At 64.5% G+C, this 23515-nt stretch carries 10 protein-coding genes; all 10 read right to left on the bottom strand.

Features of this window, described 5'->3' with window-relative positions:
• Position 1 precedes the first annotated feature (1 nt).
• The 10 genes from A6D6_RS02705 to A6D6_RS02750 all read right to left on the bottom strand — a co-directional run bounded on the left by A6D6_RS02705 (position 2) and on the right by A6D6_RS02750 (position 23482).
• Positions 2–1162 carry a Gfo/Idh/MocA family oxidoreductase gene (locus tag A6D6_RS02705; RefSeq protein WP_236563954.1) on the bottom strand — a complete coding sequence of 387 codons (1161 nt, stop codon included), beginning with the start codon at positions 1160–1162 and terminating at the stop codon, positions 2–4.
• A complete protein-coding gene (locus A6D6_RS02710; RefSeq protein ID WP_133492344.1) occupies positions 1108–2298 on the bottom strand; it encodes a cytochrome P450 in 1191 nt (396 codons plus the stop codon). Before A6D6_RS02710 ends, A6D6_RS02705 begins: the two co-directional genes overlap by 55 nt.
• On the bottom strand, positions 2295–4493 hold the full coding sequence (locus A6D6_RS02715; protein ID WP_159659849.1) for a class I SAM-dependent methyltransferase: 2199 nt from the start codon (positions 4491–4493) through the stop codon (positions 2295–2297). The genes A6D6_RS02710 and A6D6_RS02715 overlap by 4 nt, the downstream gene beginning before the upstream one ends.
• Positions 4490–5665 carry a class I SAM-dependent methyltransferase gene (locus A6D6_RS02720; RefSeq protein WP_133492342.1) on the bottom strand — a complete coding sequence of 392 codons (1176 nt, stop codon included), beginning with the start codon at positions 5663–5665 and terminating at the stop codon, positions 4490–4492. Before A6D6_RS02720 ends, A6D6_RS02715 begins: the two co-directional genes overlap by 4 nt.
• On the bottom strand, positions 5662–6771 hold the full coding sequence (locus tag A6D6_RS02725) for a saccharopine dehydrogenase NADP-binding domain-containing protein (protein WP_133492341.1): 1110 nt from the start codon (positions 6769–6771) through the stop codon (positions 5662–5664). Before A6D6_RS02725 ends, A6D6_RS02720 begins: the two co-directional genes overlap by 4 nt.
• Positions 6768–8513, bottom strand: a complete 1746-nt coding sequence (locus tag A6D6_RS02730) for an ABC transporter ATP-binding protein (protein ID WP_159659850.1) — start codon at positions 8511–8513, stop codon at positions 6768–6770. The genes A6D6_RS02725 and A6D6_RS02730 overlap by 4 nt, the downstream gene beginning before the upstream one ends.
• A complete protein-coding gene (locus A6D6_RS02735; protein ID WP_159659851.1) occupies positions 8510–10276 on the bottom strand; it encodes an ABC transporter ATP-binding protein in 1767 nt (588 codons plus the stop codon). The genes A6D6_RS02730 and A6D6_RS02735 overlap by 4 nt, the downstream gene beginning before the upstream one ends.
• Positions 10273–15762, bottom strand: a complete 5490-nt coding sequence (locus tag A6D6_RS02740) for a non-ribosomal peptide synthetase (RefSeq protein WP_159659852.1) — start codon at positions 15760–15762, stop codon at positions 10273–10275. Before A6D6_RS02740 ends, A6D6_RS02735 begins: the two co-directional genes overlap by 4 nt.
• Before the next feature lie 49 nt (positions 15763–15811).
• The gene (locus A6D6_RS02745) at positions 15812–22393 is read right to left on the bottom strand and encodes a non-ribosomal peptide synthetase (RefSeq protein WP_159659853.1); all 6582 of its coding nucleotides are present in this window, start codon (positions 22391–22393) and stop codon (positions 15812–15814) included.
• Between the two features lie 126 nt (positions 22394–22519).
• The gene (locus tag A6D6_RS02750) at positions 22520–23482 is read right to left on the bottom strand and encodes a helix-turn-helix transcriptional regulator (RefSeq protein WP_236563955.1); all 963 of its coding nucleotides are present in this window, start codon (positions 23480–23482) and stop codon (positions 22520–22522) included.
• Positions 23483–23515 lie beyond the last annotated feature (33 nt).

The following is a 23515-nucleotide window of genomic DNA, read 5'->3' on the forward strand; positions in this document are numbered from 1 at the left end:
CTCACCCCTCCTCTTCCATCGCCGCCGCCCGCAGCGCGTCGAGACACACTTCCCGGGGTTCGTCCGGACGGATCAGTTCCGGCATCCCCACCTGCGCCGTCATATCCTTCCATGCTTGTGATACGGCCAACGCCCATTGGCCGCTGGCCGCCCGCCGCGCCGGATCCTCGATATCCCGGCACAGGCGCAACAGCGCGGACACCACCGCCTCCGGCCAGACGTCGGCGAACACGCGGTGATAATCCGTCGCCACCGGGTCGCTCAACGTCACGGTACTGGGAACCGCCAGACGCCCGGTGCCAAGTCCCGCCATCAGCAAGCGACCGGTGTCATCACGAGGCGCGTGCAGGCGCGGATTCCACAGCACCGGTCCATGGGTTTCGGCCAATGTCAGCACGCCGCCTTCCCAGCCCAACGTAATGCGGTGCATCAGGTAGGAATGGTTGTCCGGATCGTCGGGATGCACCTGATTCTGGATGCGCAACGTGGTCGGCACGCCGCCAATGATCGCGTTCAGGGAACGAAATGGCGTCGATGCAATGCCGGCCGGCTCCGGCCCGGCCCGAAACGACCAGGGCCGCAACCCACCAGCCGCGCGTCCAAGGATGTCGATCAACGGATACGCCACCTGGCTGTTGCAAGCGGCGTCAATAAAAGCCAGCGGCTGCTGCTGACGCAGATGAGCCGCGACGGCCAGCATCCTCCGAATCGGCTTGATAGTCGGGTACAGTGTATTCACCCCATAGGCGGTGCCACCGGCCCGGGCGGCGCGCAGGCAGTCGACGATTTCCGTACCGTGCACCGGATGTTCCTGCAACACATGGAAACCCCGCTTCAGCAATCCGCACGCCAGTTCAGCCCCATCGCCACCGAGGGCGCCGGAGCGCACCACCACGCAGACGATATCGACGTCATCGGGAACCTGTTCCGGATCGGTAAACAACGGCACGCCCCGGCGCTCCGCCAAGGCGAGGGAATATTCGCTGCCCTTGGCGAGCAAGCCCGCCAATTGAAAACAATCCGGGCGGGACAACACCGCATCAATGTAAATGCGACCGAAAGCGGTGCCCGCCACCACCACGCGGCGTCGCCCACCGCCGTGCCGGCTCACCATGCCACCGGCATCCGCAGCGGGCCGCGAAAGAACGTCTTGGTCTTCCATTCGATCTCTCCGCGAATATGGATCTCCGGAAATCTCCGCAGCAAAGCCCCCAGCGCTTCCTGCAGCTCCACCCGGGCGAGCCCGGCGCCAATGCAATGGTGCATGCCGTGGCCGAAAGCAAAGTGCCCTGACGCATCCCGGTCGATGTCCAGACGGTCCGGCCGAGGGAAACGGCGCGGGTCCCGATTAGCCGCGCCAACCGACGCGAATACCGCCTCCCCGGCGCGCACCAGGGTGTCCCCCACTTGCACGTCCTCACGGGCGAAATGCACGAACATCGCCGCCGAAGCGAGCGGGATGAGACGCAGCAGTTCCTCCACCGCGTCAGCAATACGGGCCGGATCCGAACGCAGCCGGTCCAGGGTTTCCGGCTGCGACAGCAGGGTGTAAAGAAAGTTGGGAATATGGGAGGAAACCCCTTCGTAGCCCGCCACCAGAATGGCGATGCACAGTAGCACCAGTTCCCCCTGGGACAGACGGTCGTCCTGATCCCGGGCCTGGATCATGGCGGAAATCAGATCGTCCCTGGGCTGCTCCCGTCGCTCGTTGATCAGTCCCATGATGTATTGGGACAGTTCACCCAGGTTTTTTTGGGTCTCTTCCGCGGACAGCGCATTGGTGGACAACAGGGAATCGTTCCAGATCTTGAAACGGGGCTGATCCGCCAACGGCACCCCCAACAACTGGCAGATCACCGACATCGGGATCGGCAAGGCGTAATCCGCCACCAGATCCGCCGGTGCGCCACGGCGGAGCATATCGTCGATCAGGCCGTCGGCGACTTCCCGCACATGGGGCCGCAGGCCCTCCACGCGGCGTACCGTGAACGCCTGCAGAGCCAGTTTACGCAAACGGGTAAGCTCCGGCGGATCCATGATCACGATCCCGCCAGCGACACGGGGAAAGGCCCGTGGCACCCGTTCCCGCTGCGTCGCTTCCGCCCGGCTGAGACGGCGGTCCGAAAGCACCAGACGGACATCCTCATAGCGTGTCGCCAGCCAGGCGTCGCCATCGAACGGCAGCGTGATGCGGGTCAATCCGGTCCGGCTCAGCGCCCGGGTGTACTGCTCCGAAAGCTCCAGGCCGTCGAAGCGATTGAACGGATAAGATAGCGGCGGTTCCACAGTGCTTGTCATTTCACCTCCCCAACGGTGCGGGCCCAATCAAAGTTCCCGTCTTCGCCCGGTTCGGGAAGCCGGTCGACAATCTCCACCCGGGATACGATCGTTCCCAGCGCCCGTTGGCAGTGGTGTCGCACCTCGTCGGGCCGGACATCGGCACGGTCGGCCCTGGTCCGGGCGGCGAAGATCCGGTGTCCCAACGCCGCTAATGGATGGTCTTCCGGCGGCAAATCGAGTACCCGGTCGAGACCTGCCCGGTCGAGCACCCGCAGCCACTGCCCCCGATCCAGGAAGGTCCGTCCAGAGCGCGCACGCTCGTCGTCGGCGTCCGCCAACATGAACGCCTGGGACGCCATCACCCAGAATTCCTCCCGCGTCGGTTCGGTGATCACCAGCCAGCCTCCCGGCCGCAGCAGCTGTCGCAGCCAGCCCACGGAGGCGTCGGTGTCGCGGGCCGCGTTCAACACGCCGCCACCGATGACCACATCGAATTGATGGGATGAAAATCCCTGTTGTCGTGGCGGGCGGTCGATATCGTAGAGCGCGAAAGTTACCCGCGGGTCCCGGTCCAGGCGCTCGGCGGCCTGATCCAGAAAAAAGCGCGAAACATCGGTATAAACATAGTGGAGCGGCTTGCCCGCCAGGGCCGGCAGAACCACCTCGGACGTTGCCCCGGTGCCGGCGCCGACTTCCAGAACGCGCAGCGGGTCGTTGGCGTCACGGGGCGCGGCGATCTCCGCCAGCAGCGCGGCCACGGCGCGATGCTGATAACGGGCCGCCGGGCTTTCCCGGTACAGGGCTGCCGCCCGTTCGGTACGCCCTGCCGGGAAAAGCACCTCGACGGCCTTGCGTTCCCCGGCCAGCAATTGGGCCAGCACGGCGCTGTTTTCCCGCGCGTAGTCGATGGTGCCGGAAGCGCCGGTCACGGTTCGCCAGAGCACCGCCATCTCGTCCCAGGCCAACGCCAGGGCCGCGTCGTCGTAGCGCCCGGTCCGCGCCACCACCGCCAGTTGACCACCATCACGGCGGAGCAGTCCCTGGTGCTCCAGCACCGCCAGCCAGCGGCGCAATAGAGGACGATGGCGTTCAGCGGCGCAGGCCAGCACCTGCTCTTCCGAATAGCCCGCCTCCGGCGTGTTGAAGACGCCTCGGTGGGACAGCGCATTCAACATGGAGCGCAAGGCGATATCCGCCAGGCGCTCGGTCGCCGCCACGCCGCCACGCCAATCGGCGTCGGCGAAATGCCCACCCAGCGAGGTCAAAACGCGGTCTCGCCAGAGTGCCTCCCGCACCGGCACGGGCGTACATTCCGCCGCCACTACCGCCAAGACCCAGATGCCCGCGTCATCCTCCAGCGCTCTCGCCTCACTCACCCCCGGATGGGCGATGGCGGCCAGTTCCAGATCCCGTCCCTGTTGGCGACGCCGCGAGCGGGCCTCTTCCAACGTCAGTAGTTGCTGGTCGGAAGACACCAGAAAGTGGGTCCTACGCGCCTGGAAAGGGCCCTCGGCAAGCAGTGCCATCAACTCCCGTTGATCGGTGCCGACATGACTTTCTATGAACAAGGATTGCAAGGACACGGGACCCGCCAGCAACGCTGCCGGATGCGCCGATAGAGACCGGAGCCGGGCCTCCGACAGCACCAGCGAGTCAACCTCGGCGGATTCCAGGAAGGCAAAGACTCCGGCGGCTTGCCCAACATCGCAGTACCGCACCATGGCCGGCACGCCCCAGGCGGCCAGGGACAGATCACCGCCAACCCCGGACAAAGGAGACAGCACCGCCAGACGGCGAGCGCCTTCCAACTTTTGCCGCAGTGTAACCAAGGTGACATCGTGGTCCGTTGATCTGAGCGTTTTCCCAGCGCTGCCACCATCCATGGCTTTTTCGGCAAAAAGAACCGGGGATATTGCAATCGCCAGACCTTCACCCGCACGACCCGCCCCCGTATAGGATGAACCGCCGGGGAAAAAGCGGCAGCCGTGGGCCATGGCGGCGATACGCAATGCCAGCACCTCTCCCCCTTCGTCGCCGGACCAGATCAGCCGATCTCCGGGCTCCAGGGCATGCTGGTTCAGCAAGGCCTGATACGTCCGCACCGCTTCCAGTAATCGCGCCCCGTGCCACCCGCCATTCCCATCATGTAGCACGATGTCGTCCCGTGACCTTGCCAGCCGATCAAGAAGGCACTGATAAAAAGGCGTCGTCATACGGCCCCCATGTCCATGTCATCATCCACCCGGGCCAGAAACAGGTACTGGCCGGCGGCGGCCAAGGGCGATGCCGTTTCCGGCAAAATCAGCAGCGGTGCGAATCCCGCCTGCCGCAAGGTGTCCCGCCAGCCAGTTAGGTTCAGAAACGGGCTGCCGGACACCCCGCGCCGATCCGACCAGCCCGGCGCCGCGGCACCGGACGCCGGCGACAGCAGGAACTGCATACAAGTCAGCACGGCATGGTTGTCACGGCAGGATTCGGTGAATAACAGCCACCCTCCCGGCGCCAGGACCTGACGGATATGCGCGAGGGTAGCGCGCAGATCACGGGCGTTGTGCAGCACATTGCCGGCCACCACCAGATCGACGCTGTCGGCGGCGACATCCTGCGTGGTGAAGGCCGTGTTGATGTCCAGCAGGCCATACCGCATTCCCGGCCTCGCGGAAAACCGGTCCCGGGCGGCGACGGTAAACAACCGCGACAGATCCGAAAACAGATAGTCCACCTCGATGCCGTGCAATTCCCGCAGCACGGAGGCAGAGGTCAGACCGGCGCCACCACCCAGTTCCACGATCTTCAGCGAACGGGTTGAACGTGACTCGGCCAGGCGCCTCGCCAGATGGGCGCAGGCGCTGTTGAGGTAGGTGGTGAACAAGTTGTCCTGATAGGCCGCCAGCGCTTGCAGAACCCGACCGTCGGCAAACAGCACCTGCTCAATACTGAGCATGTCTCGAATCAGATCCGGCAGAGACTCGAGGGCACGCCCATGCACCCTCGCCATGATCGGCGGGAAGCCCAGGTCGGCGTAGGCCCATTCCAGTTCACTTGGGGCGCTAACGTTGAAGTCCGGTGATGGCGCCTTGCCTCGCCAACCGAGAGAGCCGCCTGTCTCCTCCAGCATTCCGGCCGACATCAAAGCCGAAAGCCACGACCGCAGCAGTCCGGCATGCCGGTGCGCCACGCCGAGTCTGGCCGTCAGATCCCGACGCGGCAGACGCTCACCGTGATGCCAGCCACACCGATGCAAACCGTCGCGGATGGCCAGGCGCCCGACCGCCTCCAGATGTTCCATCACCCGCGGAATCCGCTCGGGCTCGACAACCGGACGCCCATGGCGGCGTACACCGGCAACACCAGCCAAATGGGCCTCGGCGGGCTCGATGATCACAGCACCCCCTCCTCGGCTTCGTTGAGCGCTTCCAACGGGCCTTCGATAACGGACAGTCCGGCGGTCATCCCGGTGGCCAGCAGCGTTTCCACCGCGGCCCCGGGGTCCAATACCATGGCTGCGAAATGACGGCCGGCGGGAACATCGACTCGTGCCAGCGCGTCAACCGCCACCGCCGCCAGGGCACCGGTCAGGTCGGCGTTGCGATGCCCCCGCAACGCCAACGAACAAGTTCTCTCCTTGCCCTCCCGGTGCCCGGTCATCCGCAGCAAAAGCGTCACGAACGGCGCCCTGCCGGCCAGGTCCAGCCGGCTCATACGCTGCAGCTGCATACAGGCGTCTTCGCGTGAACAGGTATGAAGCCGGTCGAACACCGAGCGCATTGGACCGTCGGCCAGCGCCGTGTACCAGTCCCCGTGTTCCAGCTCGAGAGCAGCGGCCACCCGTTCGGCCTCCTGATTCAAATACGGCATGACCGTTACCGGGCCGGGGAAGAACGGCAAGCCCACGCCCTTCTTACGGATCAGCACCCCGGTCCGCACACCACCGTTCCGCCAGGCCGCCCGTGGCTGACCGATACCATCCTCGACGCTCTGCCGGTAGTCCTCGGCGGCCACCGCGGTGAAAAGGTCCCGTAGCCCGAAATAGCTGGTCAGCGATGTCACCCGATCAAATCCGGTGTGCGCCAGCCACAATGGTAATAAGGCGGTCAGCCCTGGCTGCAAACCCGCCGAGAGCAGTGCCCGACGGCCCTGTTCCCGCCAGGCCCGATCATCCAGCCGGGCGTGCAAACGCTCATCACCGGCCACGTCCAGGTAATCCGCGCCGGCGCGCAAGGCGGTTAAAGCCGGCCCCTCACCGATCCGGTGGGAAGGGCCGGCGCAGTTCACCAGGACAGTGCAGCCGTGGACGAAACGCTCCAGAGAGCCCGCATCGTTGATATCCACCGTCACGACTTCCACCGGTCCCTGATCCAGGGTGCGTACGAATGCCTCGGCGGAAACCGGATCCCGGCCGCCAATCCGCAAAGGCCCCGACCTCAGCGCCAGCAGCGCACGCACCACCGCTTTACCGACTTCGCCATAACCACCCAACACCGCGATCATGCCGAGGTCTCCACGTCGGTGAGACGCCAGCCCCGGGCGCGCTGACGTTCGCGCCAGAATTCCGCGTACCTGGGTTCGTTGGTACTCAACTGCGGGTGCGTGCCGGTGGCGACCACTGCCCCGTGTTCGAGCATGACGATTTGGTCCGCCGAACGGATCGTCGACAACTGATGGGCCACCACGATCAGGGTGGAGCGCGCGCGCAGGGTACGAAGGGCGTTTTGCACATGACGTTCGTTCTCGGCGTCCAGGGCGGCGGTGGCCTCGTCGAGAATCACGATAGGGGCCTTTTTCAACAGCGCCCGAGCCAGGGAGATGCGTTGCCGTTCACCGCCGGACAAGGCGCCACCGCCCTCGCCCACCGGCGAGCGCCAGCCTTGCGGCAGCCTTTTCACAATTTCATCGACACCGGCCAGGCGGGCGGCCTCATGGACATCCTGATCGCTGGCGCCGGGCGCGCCGATGCGGATATTCGCTTCCAAGGTATCGTCGAACAGATAGACGTCCTGCATCACCGGCGCGATCTGCGCCATCAGATCCGCACTGGTCAGACCACGGACATCGGCACCGCCGACCTGTACCGCGCCACTGTCAACATCATGGAATCGCATGATCAGCCGGGTCAGGGTGGTCTTGCCGGATCCGGATGGGCCAATGATGGCGGTCATGCTGCCCGCCGGCACCCGCAGCGAGACGCCGTCGATGATGGGCTGTTCCGGCCGATAGCCAAACACCACGTTGGAGAGGCACACCGTCCCCGGGTCGCTGATCGGCAAGGAGCGCGCCGGCTCCGGCAGCGGCGGCTGATCGAAGATATCGGCCAGGCGCCGCAGATCATTGGCCGCCATGCGCAATTGGCCACTGCGCGCCGCCGCTTCCGCCAACGGTCCCGCCAGGCGGGCGGATAACGCCAGCAGCGCCACCAGTTCCACGGTGTCAATGGCATGAGCAAGTGCCAGCATCAGCCCCACCACCAGCAGGGCGGCAAAGGCCAGATGCACGCTCAGGCCCGCCATCAGCAAGCGGGGAAAAGTGGCGCTGAGCCGGTCGCCGCCCGCTTGCTGCTGTGCGTCAATGGCCTGGTCCAGCGGCGGGTACCCTTCGCGGGTGCGGCCAAACGCCCTCAACACCGGTTGCAGACGGGCGAACTCCACTACCCGGTTACTGGCTTCAACGCCCGCGGCATCAACCCGTTGCTCGGTGCGTGCGATCCAGGACGCCGACCAATGATGCAAAACATAAATAAATGGCGCCGCCAGCAGCACGGTCAGTCCCAGGCGCCAGTCAAAAAACAACAACGCCAGAGCCGTGGTGGCCGGTGTCAGCACCCCGGTCACCACCGGCGTCAGCAAATGCGCGAACACGTTAGTCACCATCATGGTGCCACCAGTGGCGCTGCGTGACAGGCGCCCCACCCGTTCAGAGGAAAACCACCCCAATGGCAGCGAGACCAGTTTCGCGCCGAGCCGGTCATGCAAGGTGGTCAACACCACCAGCGCCAGGGAGAACCCTTTCATGGCCTGGCGATAATGGGCCACCGCCACCAGCAGCACGGTCAATGCCAGAGCGATCAGGCCGTAAGCGGCCCGTTGCCCATCACCGTGGATCATGGCCGCCAGTACCGGCACGAGAAAGGCGGTGGCCACACCTTGAAGGACCGCGTAAGCCCCCAGCCACAGCAAATAGCGACGCAAATCCCCGGCGTGCTTGGGGCCTAGTATTTTCAGAAGGTCACTGATCATGCCCGTGCCTCCCGTTCCCATTCACTGGCTTCCTCCGCCGGCCCGGTCTGCAATCGCCACAGGTGCGCGTACAGACCATCGTGCCGCAGCAACGCTTCATGGCCGCCCAGCTCGGTAATCCGCCCACCGTCGAGCACGGCGATGTGATCCGCGGTCATCACCGACGCCAGGCGGTGGGCGATCACCAGCACGGTCCGCCCCTTCGCCAGCACCGACAAGGCGTCCTGGATCCGCGCCTCGGATTCCGGATCGGCATGAGCGGTGGCTTCATCCAGGATCAGAATCGGCGTGTCCGCGAGCAGCATTCGCGCGATCGACAGCCGTTGCGTTTCGCCGCCGGAGAACACCGCGTCCTCCCCGATGACACTGTCATAGCCGCGCGGCAGTGCCACGATACGATCGTGAATCCGGGCGGCACGGGCGGCTTCGATGATCGCCGAGTCCTCGGCGTCGGGTCGGCCCAAACAGAGGTTGTCGCGAACCGTGCCGCGCACCAGCTGCGCGTTCTGCAGCACGAACCCCACTTTTCGATACAGCACCTCGGGGGCGATTTCCCGCACATCGACCCCACCTATACGCACCGTTCCAGCACCGACGTCGTGAAACCGGGGCACCAGAGTGGCCAGAGTGGACTTGCCGGCCCCGGAACGGCCCACCAGGGCGGTCACCGTGCCAGGCCGGCAATGCAGCGAAATATCGGACAGCACCTCATGGCCATCGCCGTAACGGAACGACACCTGTTCGAACTCCACCGCGCTACCTGCAGGCTGGCGTGGGTGCCGGCTTTCCGGTAGTAGTTCCGTCGAGAGCAACGACGCAATACGCTTCGCCGCGGCCTGGGCGTTGCGCTGCGCCACCATGCCCTGATTAAACGTCAACAACGTTTGCGGCAGGGCCATGCCCACCAGGGCCGCGGCCATCACATCCAGCGGCCCGACCCAGCCCCGGGACAGGAACCAGGCGCCACCAGCGAGCGTGGCCAACAGGATCACCGGCGCCGACAACGCCAGGGACGACAGGGCTTCCAACCGCAACAGGGGGCGTACCCAGCCGGCATACCGTTCACTGAAATCATGGACCGCTTCCCGGTAGCCTTGATAAGCCCGCCCGGTCTGTCCGAAGGCCTTGACCACGGTAATGCCATGAACGAACTCGACGATGGCGGCGCTGACCCGAGAAAAGCTGGCGTCAAGTTGCACCATCTTGTCGCCGAACCCCCGCATCATCCAGACGTAGGCCACCGCGTACACCGGAAAAGTCACCACCGCCAGCACCATCAGACGCCAGTCGAGCCAGCATAGATAGAGCAGCCCCGACGCGGGCAATACCAAGGCGGCGATCCGTTCCACGTCGTGGTGCGCCACCAAGTGATGCAGATCCTCAAGATCGTTCTGCACTGCCTTGCGAATGGCGCCGGATGTCTTATCCGAGTACCAGCCCAAAGGCACGCGCCCCAGTACCCGCACCAGATCACGGCGCAACGCCGCCTGCATGCGGTGATCGGCCACATGGGTGGCCCACAGCGCCAGCCCGGTGCACAACCAGCCCAGCACCAATGCCAGCGCGATCACCAACGCCGTGATTGCCACCCGTTCGATATCCAGCGGCCCAGGCGACAACAGCACCCGACCCAGCTCGACGATGGCGACAAACGGCAGCAGCGATGTCAGTGCACCCACGCCACCCAGCAGTACACCGAGACGGATCAGCCCCGCCACCGGATACCGCAACTGGTACAAGGGCTCATTGGTCTTTCGACTCACAGTGCTCTCCGTAAAGTCTCGGCAAGGTGAGCGGCCACGGTCTCCACGTGGGGCGGCTCGATCACGCTGAAGTGGTTGCCCGGCACATCGATCAGGTTGAACACGCCCAGGCAGGCGTTTTGCCAGAACGGCGCGGCGTAATGGCCCACACCGGCGGTAATGCCAAAGGATTGCTGTTCCTTGCAACGCAGGTAGTTGATGTCACCGACATAGGGCGCGGGGTCGAAACAGGCTGCCCGCATACTGTGCCGGCATACCCGGAACAAGGCGGGAATAAGCTCCGGCCCCACCGGCACGCCGGCTTTACCGGCGGCCACGCGGGCGTATTCGGCAAGGCGCTGGTCCTGGGGAATCATCGAGCGACGTCGCACCGCCCCGGCCACCGCCCGCAGCCCGTCATCGCCATCCAACGCCGCCATCGCGCCGGCGGGAATATGCCGCTCATGGCGTTGCATCAGCGTTTCAATGGCGCGATAAACATCCGCCTCGTTCAGCCCCTCGCCAAACACATCCTTGACCGGATCAAGATTGAGGTTCGGCGCGAAAATCGCCTCGAAGGCGAGTTCCTCATCGGTATTGATGAACATGGGGATGCTGTCCACCAGCGTCAGGTCGATGACCTCCACGCCCCGCTCCAGTAAGCGGCGGGACACTTCCATGGCGAGCAACCCGCCCAGGCAATAACCGATCAGTTGAAAGCGGTGATAGCCCTCATCCAGCAAACGCCGTGCGTAGTCGTCGGCGACCCGGCCAATCAACTCCTGATGGGGAATGGAGACATACTGCTCGGCGTCCGCCACCGCCAATCCGATCACCGGGCCGACCTGTTGGGCGGCCAGCGCCCGGCCGAGATGCTGAAAATAATCCATGGTGCCGAGCGCGGCGTGGAACAGTACCCGTACCGGCCCTTCACCACCGCCGAATGGCACGATCAGCGCGTTACTCCCTGCACGTGTTTGTGCCGTTCCCACTTCGGCGGGCGCGCCGCCATCCACCGGCGTGGCCGTGTCACCCTCCGCCGCCGAGCGCAAGACCGCGGCAAGCGCCGCCACCGTCGGCTCATTGAGCATTTGCCGGAGCAAGGCGTCATAGGTGAAATCCCCCGCCGCCGGCACGGTGTCACGGATCTGTCCGGCCACTCTTGCCAGCACCAGGGAATCGGCGCCCTGATCATAAAAGTTGTCATCGCGACCGATGGCGGGCAGACCCAGAGCCGCCGCCCATAGCGCCCCGAGGCTGTCCTCCAGAGGGTCGTCCGAGGGCGTCTCGGCGAGGGTGTCTTCTCCCATCAGCGGCGCTGGCAGCCAGCGGCTCAGGATGCTGCGGTCCACCTTGCCATTGGCGGTGAGCGGCAGACGATCAAGCACCTGCAGATGGGAGGGGATCATGTACCTGGGCAATCGCTCAGCCAGAAACTGGCGGATTGATTCGCAAGACAGCGGCGCGCGATCCGCTTTGAAACGGGCGGCCATCATATTCATGCCCCAAACCGACAGGGGGTGCGAGGCATCCGGCAAACAGACGACATCCTCGCCTCCCTGGCCGGCCAACAGGTCGCGCCAGCCGTCTTGGGACAGGAACGGGGCGGCACCGGTTTCCCGATCACCGGCCGGCTCCATCATGAAACCCTGGGTGAGCATGATATGCGGATGTTCCCGGGTCGGCTCGGTGAGGATCAACCAGCCTCCCGGTGCCAGCAATTCAGCGATGCGGCCCACCGCCGCGTCGGGATCGCGGGTGCTGCTGAGCACCCCCGCGCAAATCACCACGTCCATGGAGTTCGGCGCCAGGCCCTGCGCCCGGTAATTCTGGTCCAGATTGAACAGACCAAAACGCATCCAGGACAGCGCCCGCCAACGCTGCCGGGCGGCGGAGAGAAAGAACGGACTCAGGTCGGTGAACAGATATTCCACCCGGCACCCGTCGAGCATCGGCACCACCGCTTCGGTGGTGGCGCCGGTACCGGCGCCAATCTCCAGAACGCGCAGCGGCTCCGTCCGCTCATTGGCCACCGCCACCCGATTCACGAACGCCGCCACCGCGTGGTTGTTGTAGCGCGCGATCAGATCATCACGGTACAAGGCCAGGGCCGGCTCCTGGGAGCCTTCGGGAAACAGCAGTTCAAACGGATTCTGTTCACCGCTCAACAGCCGTGGCAGGCGCGCCACATGGTCTTCATGGTAGGCGACAAAGGCGCTGCCACCCTCTCGTCCCGCCGCCCTCTCCGCCACAATGCGCCATGACCGCTCCATGTCATCAGCCGCCAGCTCCGTGGCAAGGTGGTAGCCGCCAGCGTCATCACCGGTGAGCCACCCATGCGCCACCAACAACGCCAACCAGCGGCGCACCAACCAATGGTGGCGTGGCGCCACCGTCAGGGCCTGCAACACTTGATCCGGGGTGACACCCTTTTCCCGGTCGGAGAACAACCCATGTTCCCTCAGGAGCCAAAGCATCGAAACCAAAGCGGCACGATGCAGGGCATCGACCTGATCCGCCGCGTGTTCGGTGTCCGTATCCTTCAGTTGGTGCCCGGCCAGGCGTCGCGCCGCATCGACCGGCGGGGACGCGGCATGTGGCGTGGTCCCCCGCTTCGCTTCGACAAACCCCAACAGGGTCCGATCCCCTTTATCGTTCCCGGCGGCGACCGCCACGGCGGCGGCCACGCCGGGATATGCCGATAGCGCCGCCTCCACTTCACCGAGTTCCACACGATGCCCCCGGATCTTGACCTGGCCGTCATCGCGACCAAGAAACTCCAACTCGCCGGACGGCAGATATCGGGCCATATCACCGGTTCGATACAGGCGCTGTCCGTCCACCGGATGGTGAAAAAAGCGTGTTTCGGTCAACGCCGCGTCGCCCAGGTAGCCGGTGGCCAATCCCATTCCAGTGATATAGAGCTCGCCGGGCACCCACACCGGGCGGTCACGAAGGCCCGCGTCAAGCACCCGAAACCCCTGATTGGCCAGCGGTAGTCCATAGGGAACGCTGGTCCATTCCGGGTCCACCGTCGCCACCCGATGGTAGTTGGACCAGATCGCCGCTTCCGTGGCGCCGCCCAAGGCCACCAGGTCCGCCGCCGGGGCGTGGCGGTGAAGATTCGCTTTCAGCGACAGCGGTACCCAGTCCCCCGACACCAGAGCAAGACGCAGGCTGGGCATGGCGGCCGGTTCCGCATCAAGGTAATGGGTCAGCATCTGCAATTGTGCCGGCACCGAATTCCAAAGCGTGACGCCATGTCCGATAACACATTCCGCCCAATGAGACGGATCAGCCCCGCGTTGAGCGTCCGGTAGCACCAACCCGCCGCCGCGTGAAAGCGGGCCGAAGATATCGTAGACGGAAAGATCAAAGTTCAAATTCGCCAGCCCCAGCACACGATCGGTGCCGGTGACGTCGAATCGGCGATTAATGTCCTCGATGGTATTGAGCGCGGCGCGATGCGTGATCATCACGCCTTTCGGATCGCCGGTGGAGCCCGAGGTATAGATCAGATACGCCAGGGAGTCCGGGTCACCGCCAGCGACCTCCGGCATGCCTTCCGTGGCGTCGAGCCGGTCGACCTCGATGACCGGCAGCCCTTCGGGCAGATCCCGGGGCCGGTTTGATGATTGCACCAACACCGCCGCGACGGCGGCATCGGCAAGCACTTTATCGCGACGTTTCGCGGGCTGAGTAACATCCAGAGGCAGGTAGGCGGCGCCGGCCAGCAACACGCCGAGGACGCCCACCACCTGCTCCACGCCCTTGCTCATCACGATCGCGACGTGATCGCCGGCGCGGCAGCCCTGGTCACGCAAGGCGCCGGCCACGGCCCCGGCACGGCGAACCAGATCGCCATAGCAAAGCGTTTCTCCGGGGGCCACCACCGCGTCAGCGTCGGGCGTCCGCGCGGCCTGCTCCAGCACGGCCTGGTGCAGCAGCCGGTCCGGCACCGGCGCCTCGGTATCATTCACCCTGGCCCGGGTCGACGTCTGCCAGGCGGGCAATACCACGGGCTCCGTGGCCGTCCAGTGCTCGCCGCCGGCCAGGTCGAGCAGCAGGGTCTGGAAGGCCTCCCACATATCGTCGACCAGCCCGGCAGGAAACACGCCCTGACGAACATCCCAGTTCACCTCGAGGCCGCCCTCGTCGTCGCGGACCTGGCAATCCAGGAAGACCTGGGGCGTCTGGGTAACACCGTTCTCCAGGCGGCAGCCGATCTCCGCCTCGCCGGTGCCACCCAGCCCGATGGCGCTGGTGAACACCACCGGCATTAACGCGGCGTCTTGCCCGTGCCGCCGGCCGATCTCCCGAATCACTTCCACCCCTGAGAACAACCGGTGATCCAAGTCGGCGAAAAGCTGCTCCCCCAATGCCGCCGCCCGTCGATGGAAGGGCAAATCATCAGCGGCGCGGACCGCCAGGAGGCTCACCGAAGTGAAGTCTCCCACCAAGGCATGGACCTGTGGATGAAGCGCCTGGCGATTGAGTAAGGTGAGGTTCAGGGAAAAGTCCGGGCTTCGGCTCCAGCGCCGCAGTACCGCGACGTAAGCGGTCAACACCACATTGGAGGCCGTCAGCCCGTACCCGGTGGCCTGCTGGCGCAAGGCCCGCCAATGCCCGGCCGGTAACCGCCAGTGATGCCGATGAAAGCAGGCCTTGTCCGCGGCAGCCGATGACAAAACCGGCAATTGAGGTGCCGGCGGCAGGTCATCCAGTCGCGCCAGCCAATAGTCACGGGCCTGCCGATAAGCGCTCCCCTCACGCATGCGCCGCTGCGCCAGGACATAATCGCGGAAGCTGATTTCCAGTTCGGACAAGGTATCGCCATGCCCCTGGATCAACTGATTCAGTTCGGAGAACAGAATCCCCGCGCTGGCCCAGTCAGCAATCAACGCATCCAGAGAAAAATGCAGGATGTCGGCCCCTTGCGTGCGGGTCAGACGCAGTTCGAACATGGGCCATTGCCCGATTGGATAGAGCCGATGATCCATTTCCGAGCGGGTTGCCTGTAAATGCCGCTCCAATTCGGACGGCAACCAGCCACGTCCATCCGCGATGGCGATCCGGTAGTGCGGGACCTCCGGCAATATCCGTTGGTAACCGTCCGCGCTGACCTCCGCACGCAGCATGTCATGGCGGGTGATCAGCCGATTCCAGGCGTCCTCCAACACTTGCGGTTCCAAAGCCGGATACACCGCTTCCAGATAACCGTGGCAGGCCACCCCGCCAAAGCCGAAGGATTCGTTGCGCCCCAACAGATAGGCTTCCTGCACCTCGGTCAAAGGGAAAGGCTCATGGCGGCCTTCGCTGTCGGCGGTCACCGCGTCGAAGGCCGCGCCGCGAAGCAATTCGACCACTTGCGTCTTGAGCGAGCGTAACGTGGCAAGCCGCTCCTCGGTAAGCACCCCCCTGGGCGCACGGAACCGTAATTGTTCCTGCTCCGCCCAGAGTTCCACTCCGAGCCCCTGCAGTTCCTCGATCAAGGCATTGGCGTTCATAACGTCCCTCTCCGGATGTCGTGCTGGGTCGTAAGCCGGGGCCACGGATTCATAACGCACCCTCTTCCATATCCGCGGTTCGCGCGCTCTCCGTTTGCAGCGCCGCCGCCACATCCGCCAGAACGGGATGGGCGAACAAATGACGAAGCGACAGGGCTACACCATGGCGGCGGCGAACGCTTTCACTGAATCGGGTCGCCAACAGACTGTCCCCGCCCAGCTCAAAGAAGCTCTGCTGCCGTTGGGGCGCGCTGATCTCCAGCAGCTCCGCCCACAATGCCGCCACCCGCGCTTCCCATTGGCCTCGCGGTGGTCCGGCTCGCTCCTCCTCACCACCAGGCGCCGCGAAATGTTCGGCCAGCGCGGCGCGGTCCACCTTTCCATTAGCGGTTAACGGCAGTGTCTCCAGAGCATCGATTCGTTCGGGAATCATCGGCACCGGCAGCAACCCCGCCAGATGCGAGCGCAACTGCTCGGCATCAGGTTGTCCGGCCGGCGCCACGACGGCGGCAACCAGTTTCATCGCCGAAGCCGGACCACGCCGCACCAGAGCCACGGCCCGTTCGACACCGGCAAACGCCGACAGCGCCGCTTCAACTTCGCCCAGTTCAATGCGATGTCCTCGAATCTTCACCTGGCCGTCGATGCGGCCGAGAAACTCCAGCAGTCCGCCTGGCCGATAGCGCGCCCGGTCGCCAGTGCGATACCAGCGGCCGTCCCACCGCGCTTCCCCGGTTTCAGCCATTACAAAGTGGGCGGCACTGCGTTCCGGATCAGCCCGGTAACCGAGCGCCAGGCCGTCGCCACCGATCCACAATTCGCCAGCGACCCAGTCCGGACAGTCACGTCCCTCGTCATCGACCACCCGGAAGCGCTGATTGGTCAACGGCCACCCGTAGGGGATCGAGCACCAGTCCGGCGCCCGTTCTGCCACCGGTTCTTCCACCGGATAGAAGTTCGACCAGATCGATGCCTCGGTGGCACCGCCCAGCGCCACGAAACGGCATCCCGGAGAGCATTCGGCCACCCGCGCCGGCAAATCCAGCGCGACCCAGTCGCCAGAGGCAAGCGCCAGCCGCAACAGACCCGGCGGCTCCGCCGGATCACTGACGGCCATCAGCATCTCCAACAACGCCGGGGCGCTGTTCCAGATGGTGGCGCCGTATCGCCGCATCAGGGCCAGCCAGTTCCGTGCCTCGCGGCGCTCCTGCTCGTCGACGAGAATCAAGGCGCCGCCGGCACCCAGCAGCCCGAAGATGTCGTACACCGACAGATCAAAATCCAGAGCGGACACGGCCAGGACCCGGTCGCCCGGCCCCACCTCGAAACGGCGATTGATGTCGAGTACCGTGTTCAAAGCGGCACGATGAGTGATCTCCACGCCTTTGGGTTCACCGGAAGAGCCGGAGGTGAAGATCACATAGGCCAATTGGTCGGCGGCCACCGGCAGCGGCCCGGACAGCGGCGCCATGGACCGGGCATCCTCAAGGAAACAGGGTGTTACTGATCCGGGCCAGTTGTGCTCCGAAGCCGTCACCACCCACCGTACCGCGGCGCGCTTCAATACCCGGTCGCGCCGCGCCGGCGGCTGCTCCATGCCGAGCGGCAGATAAGCGGCGCCGGCGGCCAGCACCCCCAGAACCGCGGCGATCTGATCCGGCCCCTTGGGCAATTGCACCGCCACCACGTCCCCCGGTGACACCCCGACCCGTCGCAGCCGAGCGGCGATCCGCAAGGCGTGGTCCGCCAGTTCGCCATAGCTCAGCGCACCGTCCTGCCCCCAATACAGAGCCACTCGCTCACCCTGGTCGCCGGCGTGCTGAAAGAAGGCCTGGTGAAGGGTGCCGCTTGGTAACGGCGCGCGGGTGTCGTTGATCTGATCGCGCACGGTGCGCTGCGACGCGGGCATCACGTCCGGTACCGGCGCTCGCCAGTCCATCCCGGCAAGTTCGTGAAGCAAGTCCATATAGGCTTGGAACATGTCAGTGATCAGGCCATCGGGGAACAACGCCTCCACCACGTCCCAGTTCAAGGCAATACCGCCATCCGCCTCCACCACCTGATGATCGATCCAGACCTGGGGCGTCTGGGTGAGGCCCCAGACCTGGCGGCTGAACGGTCCCTCCTTCGGCGCGGCGGTACCCCCCGGAACCCCGAGGGCGCTGGTGAACACCACCGGCATCGACGCCAGGCCTTCCCCGGAATCGCGGGCCAGTTCGCGCAACAGTGTCACGCTGGACCAGGCGCGATGATCCAGCGCCTCGCCCAACGCTTTTTGCGTGCGCCGCAAACGATCAAGCCATGAATCGCCAGGATCCGGCCGATAGCCAAGCAGCATCAGGGAGGTGAAATCCCCCATCACCCGATGAATATCCGGGTGAACCTCCTGACGGTCGAACAAGGTCAGGTTCAGGGTCAGTCGGGACTGCGCGCTCCAGCGTCCCAGCACCTCGGCGAACGCGGTCAGCAGTAGTGCCGAGGGCGTCACCCGTTCGTTTTGCGCCCGCGCGATCAGACGCGACCAGGTGTCCGCGTCCAACGCCCCCTGATGCCGAACGAAGCACGGCCGGCTAATGTCTTCCGGACGACAGGCCAGCGGCAGTTGCGGCGCCGGCGGTAATTGCGGCAGCTGCTTCCGCCAGAATGCCCGGGCCTGATCCCGTTCCTGTTCCGTGGGAGCACTGTTGAGCCGGTAATCGCGAAACGACAAGGACACTGGTGGCAGTTCGGCGCGCGGCTCCCGGTAGAGAAGATCCCATTCCTGGTAGAACAGCAAAATGCTCAAGGCATCAAGGATCAGGTTATCCAGACTGATCGCCAGACGGATTCGACTCCCCGAACGGATCCCTCGGACATCGAACAACGGCCACAGCGTGGGATCGAATACCCGGTGCGCGGCCGCCTCCCGCAGTCGCTCACAGGCCGCGTCCCAATCGCCTTCCACGTCTTCCACCGGAATGGAAAAGCATGCCACATCCGGCAAGATTCGCTGGTGCCCCTGATCATCGAACACCGCCCGCAACATCTCATGACGATCGATCAACCGGTTCAGTGCGTCCTGCAGACGCGCGACGTCCAGATCCACCACGTCGTATTCCCGGTAAAAGTGGCAGCTCACCCCGCCCAGTGGCAGCCCCGGATCCCGCCCTATCCAATAGGCGCGTTGCACTTCCGTGGGCGGGAACGGCTGGTAGCGGTTTTCGATATCCGCGTGCCATCGCCGCCGTGGGGTGGGGTCGTCTCTGAGTCCCAGAGTAGCGGCAAACTCCGACAGGACCGGATGCTCGAACAGCGCCGCCAGACGTACGCCAGTGAGCCCCTCTTCACCCAAGCGGCGAACCATTCGGGTGGCCAGCAGGGAATCGCCGCCCAAGGAAAAGAAATTCTCCTCGCGCCCCACCCGCGGCAATTCGAGAAGACGGCGCCAGACCACGGCGACCCGGCGTTCCACTTCACCCTGGGGCGGCGTCACGGCGGCGGGCTCCCGCCGTCTTTCCTGCTCCTCGACATGGCGGGCGAGGGTTTTGCGGTCGATCTTGCCGTTGGCGGTGAGCGGCAGCGCGGCGCAGACATAGAGACGCACCGGAATCATCACCGAGGGCAAGGTCGCTTCGAGATGATCACGTAATGATTCGAACACCGCCGGCAGCGCTCGCAGATCGACCCACTCCTCGTCATGGTTGCGCGGCGAGGCAACCAGGGCCACCACCGCCACCAGTCCCGGCTTACCCACCACCGCCGCCGCCTGCCGCACGCCCGGCGCGCCGGCCAGGGCCGCTTCCACCTCGCCCAGTTCGATGCGGTGACCACGCACCTTGATCTGATGGTCCAGGCGCCCGAGAAACTCCACGTTGCCGTCCGGCCGATAGCGGGCCTGATCACCGGTGCGGTACCAGCGTATGCCATCACGCTCAACAAACCGGCTCGCTGTTTTGCTCGGATCGCCGCGGTATCCCCGGGCCACGCCGTCCCCGCCGATCCACAGTTCACCAGCGACGAAATCCGGGCAATCGCGCCCCAGGGCATCCACTACCCGAAGATGTACATTCGCCAATGGCGTTCCGTACGGCGCGGAATGCCAGCGCGGCCGAGTTTCCTTAACCTCAAAAAAAGTGGAATGGATGGCGGTTTCCGTAGTGCCGCCCAAAGCGATAAAACGGCAATCCGGGACCTGGCGGGCCAGTCTGCCGGGCAGCTCGGGGGGAATCCGGTCGCCGCCCAGCAACACCGCTCTGAGTGTCATCAGTGTCTCGGCGTCCGCCGCGCTCAATATCATATCCAGCAGCGCCGGCACGCAATTGAGCACGGTGACCCGGTGGCGCCGGATCAGACGGTTCCAGACCATGGCATCACGCCGCTCGCTTTCCCTCACGCACACCACGGCGGCACCAACGGACAGCGCGGCGAACATATCGAACACCGACAGATCGAACTCAAGCGCGGACAGCGCCAGGATCCGGTCTTCGCCACTCAGGTCCAATCGATCGATCAGATCCTCGATGGTGTTCATGGCCGCCCGATGCGGCACTTCCACACCCTTGGGCTCACCGGTGGAACCGGAGGTATAGAGAATGTAGGCGAGATCCCGGTCATTGCCCGGCACCGGTGCCGACAAGGGCGCCGACACCTCGGGCAGCGCGTCCAGCGTCAGGCGCGCACCGGAAGCGCCGAGGATACGCCGGCGGCGGGCCTCGGGTTGGTCCACGCCGATCGGCAGATACACTGCCCCGGCCGCCAGCACCCCAAGCACCGCGATGATTTGCCCGGGCCCTTTGGGCAACGACACCGCCACCACGTCATTCGGTTGCACGCCCTCGCCCACCAGATAGCCGGCCACACTCATCACCCGCCGCCGCAGTTCGCCATAGGACAGCGTTTCGTGTGTCTCCCACAGCAGGGCGGGGGCATCCGGGTTGGTGTCGGCGATGTGGAAGAAGCCTTCATGGAGCCGGCGGCCGGACAACGGTCGGGAAACGCCATTGATGGAGGCCCGGCGCGCCAGCGCGCTGTCCGGCAACAGGGCGGGCACCGGCCGGCACCACGCGTCCGGGCAATCAATCAACACCGACAGCAATCGCTCATGGGCTTCGAACAGGGCATCCAGAACACCTGGCTCGAAAGCGTCCTCGCGCGCATCCATATTCACCAGCAGGCCGTTGTCGAGCTCCGTCACCTGCGCGTCCAGCCAGACCTGAGGCCCCTGGGAGATAATCCAGCTCGGTCGCCCAAGGCAGGTCTGCACGGTGTCGGAAAACAGCGGCCCCAACCCCAAGGCACTGGTGTACACCACTGGTGCCAACCGTTTTTCACCATGATGACGGGACAGTTCCCGCAGGACGTCAACGCCGGTGAAGGTGCCGTGCTGGACGTCGGAGTGAAAACGGTCTTGCAGAGCAAGTGCCCGGTCGACAAAGGAGCCCGGCGCACCGCCCCGCCATGCCAACAACACCGAGGAGGTGAAATCACCGACCAGCTGGTCCACATCGGAGTGCAGCGGTTCCCGGTTGAACAACGGCAGGTTGATCAGGAAATCCGGCTCGGCGCTCCAGGCCGTGAGCACTTCGGCGAACACCGCCGCCAGCGCCATGGCCGGCGTCAGCCCATGCGCACGCGCCATCGTCGTAAACGCCGCGACCCGCTCGGGAGGCAGCCAGCCGTGACGCCGGATCACACGGGTCGCCTGTTGCGCTCCGCCCCCACCCGTGATCGGCAAGCGCGGCGCTGCCGGCAGATCGGCGAGTCGGTCACGCCAATAATCCCGGTCTCGATGCCAGCCGGCACGACGCCCCTCCCCGGCCATGGACGCGTCATGATCGGCGCGGTAGCGGGGATAGCTGTACTCGATGGGGGGCAACACCTCACCGCGATACAGGTCGGCCAAATCCTTCAACAATACGCGCAAACTCAGAGCATCAGCGGCGACCATATCGAGGTTTAAGTGGACACGGGTACCGTCCACGCGCATCGCATCCGGCAGCAACGACAGCTGAACATCAAAAACCTCTCCGGCCGCCAGGTTCATGCACCGATGAGATAACGCTTGGCGCAGCCGTTCCAGGGCCTGCTCGGCACCTTCCACCGTCATCGACCGCAGGTCATGCACCTTCAGGCCAAGCCAGGTGCTGTCCGCGTGAATACGCTGACGACCGTCATCAGTGAGACGCACCCGCAGCATGCCATGACGCTCGATAAGCGCTTTAACCGCCCGCTCCAGCCGGTCTCCATCCACGCCGGCGCCATCGAATTCGTTATAGAAATGCGCGGCTACGCCGCCCAGTTGTTGGTCACCAGACCGCCCGATCCAATACGCATGCTGCATCGGAGCCAGTTCGAAGGGTGCCCGCTCATCCAGACAACGGCCCATCGTTTCCGGTGCCGATGTCTCCGTTTTATCGGTATCCACACAGGTACCAAGCAGAGAGCACCAGGCAGACAACCTGGGATTGGAAACCATCTGGGCAAAAGAAATGTCATGCCCCCGCCGGCGCCACTCGCTGGCCAGGCGCATCATGGTGATCGAGTCGACCCCCATTTCAATGAGATTGCCGTCGTCGCTGACGGCATCTACGGGGAGCTCCAGCACCGCCGCGACACACGCACGCACGCCGGGCACATCAGTGATGTCATCCATGGTTCACCGTCAGTCATAGGATCATTTATAAATGCAAATGATATCCAACTGCGGTATCGGCTCTACCCGAATCAGGATGACTTGAGCCCGGATCCGTTCACCATGCCGGAACCGGGTCGTGTCGCGTCACCGGCGTTTCAGCGCCGACGGCTTGACGCCAAACTCCTTATGAAACGCGGCGGCAAAGTGACTGGCGTTGGTATAGCCCAATTCCGCGGCCACCTGGAGCACCGACTGCCCGCCAGAACCAAGACGACGACGCGCTTCATGCATCCGCTCACGTTGAAACAATCCGTAAACGCTGTTGTTGAACAGTTGCCGAAAGCCGCGCTTGAGTTTGATCACACTCAAGCCAGAAGCCCGGGCCAGCTCTTCAATGGTCGGAGCCTGACAAAGGTCCGCCAGCAGACAATCCCGGGCTCGAAGCAACTTTTCCCGGTCCGGAATCGACAGATCACAGGCACAATGCGAACCGGGATCCAGGCTTTCCAGCAACAAGCCGACAAACACCAGACTGGTTCCGAACAACCATAAGAGTCCCCGGTTAGTGCCATCGTCCGGACACAGATCAGCGACTCGCAACGCTTTGCTGAGTGTCTGGGCCGTGGCCTTCAGTTCCGCATCGCAGTGCAAACAGTTAGCAAAACAGCGCCCCGAGTCGAACAGGCGTTTGAGCACCATGTCAGGTTCGCCAACCCATTGATACAAAGTGTCCGGCCGGATCATGACGATGACACTTTCAAAATCCCCATGCTGACGAAAACCACCAGCACGCCCCGGATTGTAGTTAATACAACCCGCGCCTTCGTGAACGGTATGAACGTGATCCGGACCACCATCATCGAACCAACTCTGAAAATGGCCGTGCAACGAATAGGAAAAGTGAATGCGCTCACTGTCATCCCGGACATTCATGGTCACCGGCTCAGCAAAGTGCCCCCGCCATACCGCCAGTTCCATGCCCTCCAGTAACGGCACCCGAAGTAACCGGCACCGTGAGAAAGGTGCCAGTTCAATCACCGAAGTATCGGAAAGCAACGCGAGCGCGGATAGCTCCTTATGCTCCAGGATCGACTGATACACCGACATACCTGCCCTCCATTCCATGGTCCTGCGAGGAAC

This window comes from Alcanivorax xiamenensis (assembly GCF_009846745.1).
GTDB classification, from domain to species: Bacteria; Pseudomonadota; Gammaproteobacteria; order Pseudomonadales; family Alcanivoracaceae; genus Alloalcanivorax; species Alloalcanivorax xiamenensis.